Raw genomic sequence first — 12,708 nt, 5'->3', positions numbered from 1 at the left:
CCGGCCCGCTCCCGGACGCGGGGGCGGGCCGGCCGTCTTCGTCACAGTGACCGGGGCATGACCTGCGGTTACCGTGATCGCATGGACGACTGGACGCCCCGCACCAAGGCCATCACCGCCGGCCGGCCGCACGGCCCCGGCGAGCCGCTGAACACCCCGCTCGTCGCCACCAGCACGTACCAGGCCGGTGGCGACTCGGTGTACGCCCGCAGCGACGGGACGCCGACCTGGCACGCACTCGAAGAAGCCGTCGGGGCGCTCGAAGGCGGTCACGCGACGGCGTTCGCGTCCGGCGTCGCGACGTTGTCCGCGGTGCTGGACCTGCTGCCGGTCGGGTCGCGGGTCGTCGTGCCGACGTTCAGCTACGCCGTGACGCGCGGGGTGCTGGCCCACGCGCAGAAGCTCGGCAAGCTCGCCGTCACCGAGCTCGAGCCGACCGACACCGAAGCCTGGGTGGCCGAGGCGGCGACGTCCGACCTGGTCTGGCTCGAGTCCCCGACCAACCCGACGCTCGACGTGATGGACATCAAGACGATCGCCGCCGCCGCGCGCGGCCGGGTCGTCGTCGACAACACCTTCGCGACGCCGTTGCAGCAGCGGCCGCTGGAGCTGGGCGCCGACGTCGTCGTGCACAGCGCGACCAAGCTCATCGGCGGGCACAGCGACCTGCTGCTGGGCATCACCGTCGCGGCGGACCCCGAGGTGGCGGCCGAGCTCAAGGGCGCGCGGACCCGGGTCGGCTCGACGCCGGGCGCCCTCGAAGCCTGGCTCGCGCTGCGGGGGCTGCGGACCATGCCGGTCCGGCTGGCCGAGCAGTCCCGCACCGCCGCGTTGCTGGCCGGGCGCCTCGGTGAGCACCCCGCCGTGACGCGGGTGCGGTACCCGGGCTTCGGGATGATGGTCTCCTTCGACCTGGCCGACGCCGAGGCCGCCGACCGCTTCTGCGCGTCGACCCGGCTGATCGTCCCGGCGACAAGCCTCGGCGGGGTCGAAAGCCTGGTCGAACGGCGGGCGTGGCTGCCGGGCGAGGAGCGCGTCCCGGCCGGTCTGGTGCGGTTCAGCGTGGGTCTCGAAGATCCGGAAGACCTCTGGCGGGATTTGTCCATCGCCCTCGCGGAGTAACACGGACGGCTGAATCCTCGATAGTCGCGGCATCGCAGTTCGCTGGCTTTTGGGAGTCGTCGTGGGTAGAACGCTGAGCCGGGTCGCCGGGGTCGTTTTCGCGGGTGCGCTCGCCACCGTGGTCGCCGCGCCGGCCGCACTGGCGCAGACGGACACGACCACCGTGCCGTCGTCGACCGAGACCAGCACGTCCGAGACCACGACGACCACCACGGCGCCGTCGACCTCGGAGACGACGACCCCGTCCACTCCGGTCACGACCACCACCACCTCGGCGGACCCGACCGGCGACGTCACCACGACCACGAAGCCCGACAAGCCCACGTCCACTTCGGCCACCAGCGAGCCGCCGGTCGACGACCCCGGCTACCAGGACGGCGTCGGCCACGGCTTCATCGGCCTCAGCGGCGAGGGGATCCTGGTCGTCAACTGCGCGTCCGGCAAGGTCGGCGGCATCCTCAGCCAGAACCTCAGCGTCACCGCGGGCCCGGACCAGGACGAGTCCGACGGCCGGCTCTGGAACTACCAGGTGACCGTCGTGACGCCGCCGTCCGGCCCGACCGCCCGGTTCGCCTTCACCTGCGACGGCGTCGAGGGCATCGGGATCGTCGACTTCGAGCAGGAACAGCCGCCGACGACGTCGAGCAGCGCGCCGACCAGCACCTCCAGCAGCTCGCCGTCGAGCACCGCGCCGGTCACCACCGCGACGTCCGCGGCGCCCGGGAACACCACGCCGAAGGCCCAGGTCAAGGTCGCGCCCAAGGGTGGCATCGAGACCGGCTTCGGCGGTACCGCCTGATGACCGCCCGGCGAGCGGGCGCGGTGGTCGCCGCGCTCGCCGTCCTGGTGGCCGGGTGCGGCACCGCCGAACCGCAGGCGGCCGCGCCGAAGTCACCGCCGCCGCCGTCGGCCCCGGTGAGCGTGCCGTTCAAGGGCCTCCGGCCGACGTCGGTGAAGATCCCCAAGATCGGCGCCGAGTCCAGCCTGCTCGCGGTGGCGGTCAAGACCGACGGCTCGATCTCCGTCCCGTCGGTGCACACACCGATGCAGGCGGCCTGGTACAAGCTCTCGCCGGTGCCCGGCGACGTCGGCCCGGCGATCGTGCTCGGGCACGTCGACGGCGACAAGAAGCCCGGCATCTTCTACAAGCTGAAGGACCTCGCGCCCGGCGACGAGGTGGACGTCGACCGCAGCGACGGCAAGAAGGTGAAGTTCGTCGTCGACCGCGTCACCCAGGTCCCGAAGGACACCTTCCCGCGCGACGCCGTCTACGGGAACAGCGACCAGCCCGAGCTGCGCCTGATCACCTGTGGTGGCGTTTTCGACCACGCCGAGCACAGCTACAAGGACAACATCGTCGTCTACGCGAAGCTAGCCAACGCCTGAGCCGGGGTACGGGAACTCCGGCTTCGCCGTGGCGCCGGGGCACACCCAGCGCCGCATGCCGGCGTCGCAGACCGCGTAACCCCAGTTGATCAGCTGGTCCTGCTGGTGTTCCGGGGTCTTCGTGAGCCGCGTCTTCGTCTCGGCGAGCGCGCGGGTCTTCTCGATCGGCGCCGGCAGCGCGTCCGGCAGCTCGAAGTTCTCGATGTTGCTGTAGGTCGCCCAGTACGTCCCGGCGAACTGCTTGTCCTGGTAGGACTTCAGCAGCGAGCCGGTGCGCAGCTCGCGGACCTGGTTGTCCATCACGGTCAGCACGCGGAACATCTGGAACGGCCAGTTCCGCTTCGGCTTCTCCTCGTGCTTCATCTTCTTGCCCGCGTCGCTGACCAGGACGGTCGCGCGCTGGTTCTCGATCGGGTCGAGGCCGAGGTTGTCGTACACCCCGGCGTCGCTGAGCACGATCTTGCGGCCGGCCTGGTGCGGGTCCGGGATGACCACCGGCGAGAGCAGCGGCGGGAAGGCGGACGACGCGGCGACGGCGGTGGCCAGCGGCACCTGCCCGTGCGGGCCGGGCTGCCGGAAGAACCACCACAGCGAGCCGTCCTGCAGGCTGGTCGCGGTGAACACGAACTGCGGCCCGGCCGGGTCGAGGTCCGCGAGCTTGCAGTCGCCGAAGAGGTGTTCGGCGTAGCGGCGCGCGAGCTCTTCACCCGCACTGCGCCAGGGCGTGACCAACGCCTTGAGCGTCACCGGGATGTCGAGGTTCGTGCGGGCCAGCTTCCGCAGCGGCGCCACGACCTCCTTGCCGAAGTTCTCCGCGACGCCGTCTTCGCCGAACCACAGCTTGTGCCACGCGTGCGCCAGCACCCCCGCGGCGATCGAACCGCCGGACACACTGGAGACGGTGGTCAGCTTGGGCAGCCAGCCGAGCTCGTTGAGCCGCCAGAGCGCGCCCGCGTGGAACAGCATCGCGCGGTAACCGCCACCGGAAAGCGCCAGACCGACGCCGTCGCGCTCCGAGGAATCCACCCGACGGAGTGTAGGCCGGTCAGCGCAACAACGGCGTGAGAAGTGGCCGTTGCCCGGCCGGGACGTACTCGGCGTAGTTGTCGTACAACGCTTGTTTGGCCAGGTGGGCCGCGCCGGCGCCGTCGGCCGCGCGGACCGCGTCGAGCACCTCGGCGTGGTGCGCGAGCCAGGCGCGCATGAGGGACGCGCGGTTGCTGGCGTGCTCCAGCTTGTCCTCGATCAGCTCCAGCACCACGCCGCGCACGACTTCTTCGCTGACCACCAGCAGTGGGTTGCGTGAGATGCGCGCGATGACTTCGTGGAAGGCGACGTCCGCGCGGCTGAATTCGGCGTAACCACGCGAAACGCCTTCGCGCATCGACTCCAGCGCCGCGTCGAGGCCGGTCAGGTCGTCTTCCGTGCGGAGCTCCGCGGCGAGGAGGTGGGCCGAGCCGTCGAGGATCATCCGGAACTGCAGGAGCTCGGCGAGCCCGACGTGGTCGGCACGCGCGAGCCGGTGCATCGAGCGGTGCAACGCGACGGGGGACGCGGCCAGCACCTCGGGCCCGCGCGGGTCGCCGGGTCGCGAGCGGATCATTTCGGCCGCCTGCAACACGCGCAGGGCTTCCCGGATCGTCGAGCGGCCGACGCCGAACTGGATCATCAGCTCGCGTTCGCTCGGCAGGCGTTCGCCCGGCTTGAGCTCACCGCTGATCACGGCCTGCTCGATCTGCTCGACGACCCGCTCGTACGCGCGGACCGGAGCCACCGGTTCGAACCGCATCCCTTGACCTCGTCGTCCGCTCGGTGCAGGCTACTGGTCTGACCAGTGTACTGACCTGGAGGCGGAATGAAAGTCCGGATTCCCGCGGTGGCAGCGACGCTGCTGCTCGTGGTGTCCGGCTGCTCGGCCGGCTCGTCCGCGAGCGTTTCCGCTGGTCCGGACACGCTTTCCGTCGGCTTCACGGCGGAGCCGGCGAACTTCGACTTCACCAAGACCGACGGCGCCGCCATCCCGCAGGCGTTGCTCTACAACGTCTACGAAGGCCTGGTGAAGCTCGACTCGCAGGGACGTGTGGTCCCGCTGCTCGCGAAGTCGTGGACGATCAGCCCCGACCGCCGCACCTACGACTTCCAGCTGCAGCCGGGCGTGAAGTTCAGCAACGGCGCGCCGTTCACCGCTGAGGACGTCAAGTTCTCGCTGCTGCGCGTGAAGACCGACTGGACGATTTCGATCAAGTCCACGATGGACGTGGTCGACCACGTCGACGTCGTCGCGCCGGACCACGCGCGGGTGGTGCTCTCGAAGCCGTCGAACGGCTGGCTGTTCAGCCTCACCAGCCGGCTCGGCGCGATGTTCAGCCCGACCGGCGTCGCCGATCTGGCGAACAAGCCGGTCGGCACCGGGCCGTACGTCGTCGCGGCCCGCAAGCGCGGAGACTCGGTGGTGCTCAAGGCGAATCCCGCGTACTGGGGCCGGGAACCGGCGTACAAGACGGTCGTCCTCAAGTACATCAAGGACCCGACCGCGCTCAACAACGCCCTGTACAGCAACGGCATCGACGTCATCTCGGCGATCACCGCGCCGGACTCGATCCCGCAGTTCCAGGCGGACGACCGGTTCCAGGTCATCCAAGGCACCTCGAACAGCGAGGTCACGCTCGCGATGAACAACGCGCGGCCGCCGCTGAACGACCCGCGCGTGCGCCAGGCGCTGACGTACGCGATCGACCGGAAGGCGCTGCTCGACACGGCGTGGGCCGGCCGCGGCACGCTGATCGGCAGCATGGTCCCGCCCACCGATCCCTGGTACGAGGACCTGGCGAACGTCTACCCGTTCGACCCGGCGAAGGCGAAGGCGCTGTTGACCGAGGCGGGGGCGACGAACCTGAACCTGCGGCTGCGGATCCCGAACCTGCCGTACGCGGTGTCGGCCGCGCAGGTCGTCCAGTCGCAGCTCGCCGACGTCGGTGTGCGGACGACGATCGAGCCGCTCGACTTCCCGGCCGTCTGGCTGAAGCAGGTGTTCACCGACCACGACTACGACCTGTCGATCATCCAGCACGTCGAGGCCCGGGACATCACGACGTTCGGGAAGCCCAAGTACTACTGGGGTTACGACAGCAAGCGCGTCCAGCAGCTGCTCGCCGACGCCGACAGCGGGACGCCGGAGCAGCAGGTCGCCGACATGAAGCAGGTGGCGCGGCAGCTGAACACCGACGCCGCCGCGGACTGGCTGTTCCTGTTCCCCAACGTCATCGTCGCGAAGGCGAAGGTCGGCGGGTTCGTCCAGAACCAGGTCAGCGAGTCGTTCGACCTCACGGGATTGGCCCCGCGATGACCGCCAAGGTGCTGCGCCGGGTGGCGATCTTCGTGGTCAGCGTGCTGGTCGCGTCGATCGTGGTGTTCCTGTTCATGGCCGTACTGCCGGGTGATCCGGCGCAGGTCGCGCTCGGCGTCAACGCGACGCCGGAGCTGCTGGCCAAGACCCGCGCGGAGTTCGGCATCGACCGGCCGCTCGTCACGCAGTACTTCGACTGGATCGGCGGGGTGCTGCACGGCGACTTCGGCCGTTCGTACGTCACGCGCGACACGATCGGCCCGCAGCTGCTCGACCGCCTCGGCGTGACGCTCTGGCTGGTCGGCGCGGGAATGCTGGTGGCGCTGGTGATCGCGATCCCCGCGGGCACGTTCGCCGCGGTGAAGCACCGGAAGGCGTCCGGCGCCGGGGTTTCCGGGCTGTCGCAGATCGGCGTCGCGATCCCCGCGTTCCTCGCCGGGATCATCCTGGTGCAGATCTTCGCGGTGCAGCTGCGCTGGCTGCCGTCGGGCGGCTGGACCCCGCCGGACCAGGATTTCGGTGAGTTCTTCCGGGGTTTGATCCTCCCCGCGTTGTCGCTCGGCTTGGTGCAGGGCGCGGTGCTCACGCGGTATGTGCGGTCGGCGGTGCTCGACACGCTCGGTCAGGACTATCTCCGCACTGCGCGGTCGAAGGGGCTCAGGCCCGGTCAGGCTTTGGTGCGCCACGGCTTGCGCAATGCGTCGGTACCCGTGGTCACCGTGCTGGGGTTGCAGCTGGCGACGTTGCTGATCGGCGCCGTCGTCGTCGAGCGGGTGTTCGTGCTGCCCGGGCTCGGGTCGATGCTGCTGGACGCGGTCGCGTCGCGGGACCTGCTGACCGTGCAGGGGATCGTGCTCGTGCTGGTGGTCGGCGTGCTGCTGGTCAACTTCGTCGTCGACGTGCTCTACACCGTGCTCGACCCGCGATTGCGAGGTTCGTGATGCGCAGTCTCGTCATCGGCGGGGTGCTCGTCGGCCTGGTCGTGCTGGCCGCGGTGCTGTCGTTCTTCTGGACGCCGTTCGACCCGGTGAAGGTCGACGCGGCCCACCGGCTGCTCGGCTTCGGGGGTTCGAACCTCTTCGGCACCGACAAGTTCGGGCGTGACCTGCTCAGCCAGATCATGGTCGGCGCGCGGACCACGCTGTACGTCGGTGTGGTCGCGGTCGGCATCGCCGCGGTGATCGGCACGCCGCTCGGAATCCTCGCCGGGATGTCCCCGCGGTGGCTCGGCGAGTTCGTCATGCGCGTCAACGACCTCGTGCTCGCGTTCCCCGCGCTGCTGCTGGCCATCATGTTCGGCGCGGTCTTCGGTGCGGACACGCTCACGGCGATGGTCGCGATCGGCATCGCGACGATCCCGTCGTTCGCGCGGATCGCCCGGTCCGGGACGCTGCAGGTGATGAGCACGGAGTTCGTGCTCGCCGCCCGCGCCGGCGGCCGGTCGCGTGTGACCATCGCGCTGCGGCACGTGCTGCCGAACATCTCGGGCCTGCTGATCGTGCAGGCGTCGGTGTCGTTCGCGATCGCCGTGCTCGCCGAAGCGGCGTTGTCGTTCCTCGGCTTCGGGACGCGGCCGCCGACGCCGTCGTGGGGCCGGATGCTGCAGGAGTCCCAAGAACTGCTGACGGTCCAGCCGCGGCTGGCGCTGGTGCCGGGCATCGCGATCGCCGTCGCCGTGCTGGGGTTCAACCTCCTCGGTGACGGCCTGCGCGACCGCCTCGACCCCCGGTTGGCGGCGAAGGTATGACTCTCTCGGTTACCGGCCTGTCGGTGTCGTCGCTGGTCAAGGATGTTTCTTTCGAGATCGGCGCGGGTGAGCGCGTCGGGCTGATCGGCGAGTCGGGGTCCGGGAAGTCGTTGACGGCGCTGGCGATCATGGGCCTGCTGCCGGAGGAGCTCCACACGTCCGGCTCGGTGCGGCTCGGCGAGCGTGAGCTGCTGGGAATGTCCGAAAAGGACCTTTCCCGGCTGCGCGGCGACGAGCTGGCGATGGTGTTCCAGGAGCCGATGACGGCGCTCAACCCGGCGATGCGGGTGGGCCGCCAGGTCACCGAACCGGGCCGGATCCACGGTCGCCGCCACCGCGCGGAGGAGCTCCTCGACGCGGTGGGCCTGCCGGGCACGGCCCGCGCTTACCCACACCAGCTGTCCGGCGGCCAACGCCAGCGCGTTGTCCTCGCCATGGCCTTGGCGAACAACCCGGCCCTGCTGATCTGCGACGAGCCGACGACCGCCCTCGACGTCACCGTCCAAGCCCAGATCCTTTCGCTCATCAAGACGGAGCTTTCACGTGAAAGCTCCCTCCTCTTCATCACGCACGACCTCGCGGTGGTCGCTTCGGTGTGTGAGCGCGTGCTGGTGATGCTCGACGGCGAGATCGTCGAAGCGGGCTCGACGCGCGAAGTCCTGACGTCGCCGAAGCACGAATACACGCGGAAGCTCCTCGACGCCTCGGACCTGGAGGCCCGGCGATGATCATCGAAGTCCGTGACCTCGAACGCCGCTACGCCCGGCGGGACGTCCACGCGCTGCGCGGCGTCAGCTTCGACGTCGAAGCGGGGCAGCGGTTCGGCATCGTCGGCGAGTCGGGCTCCGGGAAGTCCACGCTGGTCCGGCTCCTCGCCGCGCTCGACAAGCCGACCGCCGGCACGGTCTCGTTCCAGGGCCGGCGCATCGACAACCTGCCCGAACGCCGTCTCGGCTTCCTGCGGTCCGAGCTGCAGATCGTCTTCCAGGACCCGATGGGCTCGCTCGACCCGCGGATGCGCGTGCGAGACATCGTTTCCGAGCCGCTGGGCCACCGCGAACCCGACCGCGTCGCCGAGCTGCTCGCCGCCGTCGGCCTGCCCGAAGACGCGGCCGGGCGGTACCCGCACCAGTTCTCCGGCGGGCAGCGGCAGCGGATCTCGATCGCCCGCGCGCTGGCGCCGAACCCGAGCGTGCTGATCGCCGACGAGCCGGTCAGCGCGCTCGACGTCTCCGTGCGCGGCCAGATCCTCGACCTGCTCGCGTCGTTGGTGGAGCAGTTCGCGCTGACGCTGGTGTTCGTGTCGCACGACCTCGGCGTCGTCCGGCACGTCTGCGACCGCGTCGCGGTGATGCGCCGCGGGGAGATCGTCGAGCTGGGCGACGTCGCGCAGGTGTATGACGCGCCGCAGCACGAATACACCCGGGAACTGCTGGCCGCCGCGCCGAACCTGCGTGCGGAACTGGCCCGGTTGAGCGGAGGTGAAGATGGCTGAGTATCCCGGAGGCCTGCCGGTCGGCACCGCCTGGGTGTCCACTGTAGACAGCGCGGAGATCGTTTTCCCTTACGACGGGAGCGTGGTCGGCACCGCCCCGATCGGGACGCCGGAGCTGGCGAAGCGCGCTGTCGACGAGGCTGTCGCCGTCGCACGTGAAGTGGCTTCGCTGCCTTCGCGGACTCGCCGGTCTCTGCTCAACGACGTCGCTTCGGCGCTTCGGGATCGACGCGAGGAGTTCGAGAACCTGCTCGTGCTGGAGACCGGCAAACCGCTGGTCGACTGCCGGGTCGAGGTCGCCCGCACGATCGTCACCTGGGAAGCCGCGGCCGAAGAGGTGTCCCGGCTGCACGGTGAGACCGTGCCGCTGGATCTCCTGCCCTCGGGTGACGGGCTGGTCGGGTTCTGGAAACGCAAGCCGATCGGCGTGGTCGTCGGCATCGCGGGCTTCAACTACCCGTTGCTGCTGGCGTCGCACAAGATCGCCCCGGCGATCGCCGCCGGCTGCCCGGTGATCGTCAAGCCGGCGCCGCAGACGCCGTTGGCCACCCTCTGGCTGGTGCACCTGGTCCGGTCGCTCGCGCCGATCGCGGCGATGGTCCAGCTGGTCACCGGGGACGCCTCGGTCGGCGCCGCGCTGACGACCGACCGCCGCATCGGCGCGGTCTCCTTCACCGGCTCGGCCGCCGTCGGCCACCGCATCGCCCGCGACGCGGCGCCCACCAAGACGTTGCTGGAGCTGGGCTCGAACGCGGCCCTCGTGGTCGCGGAAGACGCGGATCTCGACGCGGCCGCGGACGCCGTGCTGCGCGGCGGTTTCTACGCGTCCGGCCAGGCGTGCATCTCGGTGCAGCGGGTCCTGGTCGTCGCGTCGGTGGCGGCGGACTTCACCGAACGGCTGATGGCCCGGCTCGACGAGGTTGTCGTCGGCGATCCGCGTGACGAGAAGACGCGGGTGTCGGCGCTGATCGACCCGGCGTCCACCGACCGCGTCGCCGCGTGGATCGAGAAGTCCGGAGCCCGCCAGATCGGCGGCGGCGTCGACGGCACCGTGCTGCGGCCGACGGTCCTGCTCGACGTCCCCGACGGTGTCGAGGCGTGGGACGAGGAGATCTTCGGCCCGGTCGTCTGCCTCCGCACGGTGTCCGATGTGGACGAAGCGTTCGCCGCGGTCAACGCCTCCCGCTACGGCCTCCACGCCAGCGTCTACAGCCGGTCCCTGAAGACGGCTTTCCGCGCGCTCGACGAGCTGGACGTCGGCGGTGTTGTCGTCAACGAGGTGCCCGGGTTCCGCTCGGACACCATGCCCTACGGCGGCGTGAAGGACTCCGGCATCGGCCGCGAGGGGCCGCGGTTCGCCGTCGAAGAGCTGACCGTGACGAGGATGGCGGTGCTGCGCCCGTGAGCTACGAGAACCTGTTCCGCCTCGACGGCCGCCGGGCCGTGGTGCTCGGCGCGGGCGGCATCGGCCGTGAAGCCGCGCGGGCCTTGGCCGCACACGGCGCTTCGGTCGTCTGCGCCGACCGCGACCTCGAAGCCGCGCGCGAGGCCGGCGTCGGCGAGGCGTACGAGATCAACTTGCTCGAACCCGGGGCAGTCGACCGGGCCGCGACGGACCTCGGACCGCAGGACGTCGTCGTGCTGACCGCCGCGACGAACGTCCGCAAACGTTTGCTGGACTACACGCGTGAGGAGTTCGACCGCGTCATCGCGTTGAACCTCGGGGTGTCGTTCGAGGTCGTGCGGGTGTTCGGCGCCGACATGGTCGCGCGTGGGCGGGGGAGCATCATCGGCTTCTCGTCGATCCGCGGCACGACCGTCGAGCCCGGTCAGGGCCCGTACGCGGCCACCAAAGCCGGGCTCGTCCAGCTGTTCCGGACGGCCGCGGCGGAGTTCGGCCCGGCCGGGGTGCGGGTCAACACGATCGCTCCCGGCGTCGTCGAGACCCCGCTGACCGCGCAGATCAAGGCGAACCCCGAGTGGTACGACGCGTACGCGCAGAAAGGCGCGTTGGGCCGCTGGGCGCGTCCGGACGAGCTGGCCGGCGCCGTCGTGTACCTCGCTTCGGACGCTTCGTCGTTCGTGACCGGCTCCGTGCTGGCGGTCGACGGCGGCTGGACCGCTGTCGACGGCCGCTTCGAACCGCCCGCCTCCTGAGGAGCGTCCATGCCTGAGTTGCCCGACCTGACCGCCGTCGAGCTCGTGGCGCAGTACCGCGCGAAGACGCTCTCGCCGGTCGAGGTCACCGAAGCCGTCCTCGCGCGCATCGAGGCGCGAGAGCCGGAGCTGCACGCGTTGTACGCGTACGACCCTTCGGCGGCTCTCGACGACGCGAAGGCGTCCGAAGCACGCTGGGCGTCCGACGAACCGCTGGGCCCGATCGACGGTGTCCCGCTGACGCTCAAGGAGAACATCGCGACCCGCGGCACGCCGGTCCCGCTCGGCACGGCGGCGACCGCGCTGGTTCCCGCCGCCGAGGACGCCCCCGCGGCCGCACGGGTTCGCGAGTCCGGCGGTGTCCTGCTGGCCAAGACGACCATGCCGGACTACGGGATGCTGACGTCCGGCCTCTCGAGCTTCCACACGACCGCGCGGAACCCGTGGCAGCCGTCGGCGTCGCCGGGCGGCTCGAGCGCGGGCGCCGGTGCGGCGGCCGCCGCGGGGTACGGCCCGCTGCACGTCGGCACCGACATCGGCGGCTCGATCCGGCTCCCGGCGGGCTGGTGCGGCCTGGTCGGGCTGAAGCCGAGTTTCGGGCGCGTGCCGGTCGACCCGCCGTTCCTCGGCCGCGTCGCCGGCCCGATGACCCGCACGGTCGCCGACACGGCGTTGCTGATGAGCGTGCTGTCCGCGCCCGACGCGCGTGACCACCTGAGCCTGCCGCCGGCGGAGCTGGACTGGTCTTCACTGGACTCTTCCCTCGAAGGCCTGCGCGTCGGCCTGCACCTCGACCCCGGCGTCGGCCTCCCGGTCGACCCGGCGACCCGCGACGCGGTCACGGCGGCGGCCCGCGCGTTCGAAGCCGCGGGCGCGGTCGTCGAGCCGGTCGGCCCGTTCCTGACCCGCGAAATGCTCAGTGGTCTCGACGTCTTCTGGCGCACGCGTGCCTGGTCGGACATGCTCGCGTTGCCGGCGGAGCGGCGCGCGAAGGTCCTGCCGTACATCGCGGACTGGGCCGCGGGCGGCGCCGAGGTGTCCGGAGTGGACGTCTACCGCGGCTTCGCCCAGATCGACGTGATCAGCGTGGCCGCCTTGCGCGCGACCTCGGCGTACGACGTCGTCCTCTCACCGACCTGCCCGGTCGCGGCCCCGCCGGCGGAGTGGGCGTCTCCGACGAACGACCCGTCGAGGCCGTTCGAGCACATCGCGTTCACGGTCCCGTACAACATGTCGGGCCAGCCGTCGGTGTCGCTGAACTGCGGGTACACCGACGACGGCCGCCCGATCGGCCTCCAGCTCACCGGACGGCGATTCGACGACATCGGCGTCCTGCGCGCGGCCGCGGCGTACGAGCGCCTTCGCGAGCCACAGCGCCCCTGGCCGATCGGATAGGGAAGAAGATCGGGGCCCGCGGCGAAGTGGGGGTGAAACTGTCGCCGACGGGAAGGATCC

Annotated in this window: 13 protein-coding genes; 11 read left to right on the top strand and 2 right to left on the bottom strand. The window is 70.8% G+C overall.

Translation table 11 applies throughout. The features are described from left to right. Positions 1–81: 81 nt before the first annotated feature. The 3 genes from ACZ63E_RS00425 (at position 82) to ACZ63E_RS00415 (ending at position 2,508) form a co-directional block, all read left to right on the top strand. The gene (locus tag ACZ63E_RS00425) at positions 82–1,122 is read left to right on the top strand and encodes a trans-sulfuration enzyme family protein (protein ID WP_465333187.1); all 1,041 of its coding nucleotides are present in this window, start codon (positions 82–84) and stop codon (positions 1,120–1,122) included. 61 nt (positions 1,123–1,183) lie between these two features. After that, positions 1,184–1,921: a hypothetical protein gene (locus tag ACZ63E_RS00420; RefSeq protein WP_465333186.1), complete on the top strand. Its 738-nt coding sequence runs from the start codon at positions 1,184–1,186 to the stop codon at positions 1,919–1,921. Further along, on the top strand, positions 1,921–2,508 hold the full coding sequence (locus ACZ63E_RS00415) for a class F sortase (protein ID WP_465333184.1): 588 nt from the start codon (positions 1,921–1,923) through the stop codon (positions 2,506–2,508). The genes ACZ63E_RS00420 and ACZ63E_RS00415 overlap by 1 nt, the downstream gene beginning before the upstream one ends. Here ACZ63E_RS00415 and ACZ63E_RS00410 read toward each other — a convergent pair. Both ACZ63E_RS00410 and ACZ63E_RS00405 read right to left on the bottom strand, forming a co-directional pair. Continuing rightward, entirely contained in the window at positions 2,494–3,534 is a 1,041-nt protein-coding gene (locus ACZ63E_RS00410; RefSeq protein ID WP_465333183.1) for a patatin-like phospholipase family protein, read from the bottom strand. The genes ACZ63E_RS00415 and ACZ63E_RS00410 overlap by 15 nt on opposite strands. Before the next feature lie 19 nt (positions 3,535–3,553). Continuing rightward, positions 3,554–4,297 (bottom strand): FadR/GntR family transcriptional regulator, encoded by a 744-nt coding sequence (locus ACZ63E_RS00405; RefSeq protein WP_465333181.1) that lies wholly within the window; start codon positions 4,295–4,297, stop codon positions 3,554–3,556. Between the two features lie 66 nt (positions 4,298–4,363). Here ACZ63E_RS00405 and ACZ63E_RS00400 point away from each other — a divergent pair, with 66 nt between their 5' ends. From ACZ63E_RS00400 to ACZ63E_RS00365, 8 genes are read left to right on the top strand one after another with little or no spacing between them, the layout of a single operon-like run. Continuing rightward, entirely contained in the window at positions 4,364–5,854 is a 1,491-nt protein-coding gene (locus ACZ63E_RS00400; RefSeq protein ID WP_465333179.1) for an ABC transporter substrate-binding protein, read from the top strand. After that, a complete protein-coding gene (locus tag ACZ63E_RS00395) occupies positions 5,851–6,795 on the top strand; it encodes an ABC transporter permease (protein WP_465333178.1) in 945 nt (314 codons plus the stop codon). The genes ACZ63E_RS00400 and ACZ63E_RS00395 overlap by 4 nt, the downstream gene beginning before the upstream one ends. Continuing rightward, a complete protein-coding gene (locus tag ACZ63E_RS00390) occupies positions 6,795–7,601 on the top strand; it encodes an ABC transporter permease (protein WP_465333177.1) in 807 nt (268 codons plus the stop codon). The genes ACZ63E_RS00395 and ACZ63E_RS00390 overlap by 1 nt, the downstream gene beginning before the upstream one ends. Beyond that, the gene (locus tag ACZ63E_RS00385) at positions 7,598–8,329 is read left to right on the top strand and encodes an ABC transporter ATP-binding protein (RefSeq protein ID WP_465333175.1); all 732 of its coding nucleotides are present in this window, start codon (positions 7,598–7,600) and stop codon (positions 8,327–8,329) included. The genes ACZ63E_RS00390 and ACZ63E_RS00385 overlap by 4 nt, the downstream gene beginning before the upstream one ends. Then, complete coding sequence (locus ACZ63E_RS00380; protein ID WP_465333174.1) at positions 8,326–9,096, top strand: ABC transporter ATP-binding protein; 771 nt, start codon at positions 8,326–8,328, stop codon at positions 9,094–9,096. Before ACZ63E_RS00385 ends, ACZ63E_RS00380 begins: the two co-directional genes overlap by 4 nt. Continuing rightward, positions 9,089–10,501 carry an aldehyde dehydrogenase family protein gene (locus ACZ63E_RS00375; protein WP_465333172.1) on the top strand — a complete coding sequence of 471 codons (1,413 nt, stop codon included), beginning with the start codon at positions 9,089–9,091 and terminating at the stop codon, positions 10,499–10,501. Before ACZ63E_RS00380 ends, ACZ63E_RS00375 begins: the two co-directional genes overlap by 8 nt. Then, positions 10,498–11,253 (top strand): SDR family NAD(P)-dependent oxidoreductase, encoded by a 756-nt coding sequence (locus ACZ63E_RS00370; protein ID WP_465333170.1) that lies wholly within the window; start codon positions 10,498–10,500, stop codon positions 11,251–11,253. Before ACZ63E_RS00375 ends, ACZ63E_RS00370 begins: the two co-directional genes overlap by 4 nt. 9 nt (positions 11,254–11,262) lie before the next feature. After that, complete coding sequence (locus tag ACZ63E_RS00365) at positions 11,263–12,648, top strand: amidase (protein WP_465333169.1); 1,386 nt, start codon at positions 11,263–11,265, stop codon at positions 12,646–12,648. Positions 12,649–12,708: the final 60 nt, after the last annotated feature.

The sequence above is a fragment of the Amycolatopsis sp. NPDC104819 genome (assembly GCF_055583145.1).
The sequence above is the reverse complement of the archived record's forward strand: the minus strand, read 5'-3'. Positions and strand labels throughout refer to the sequence as shown.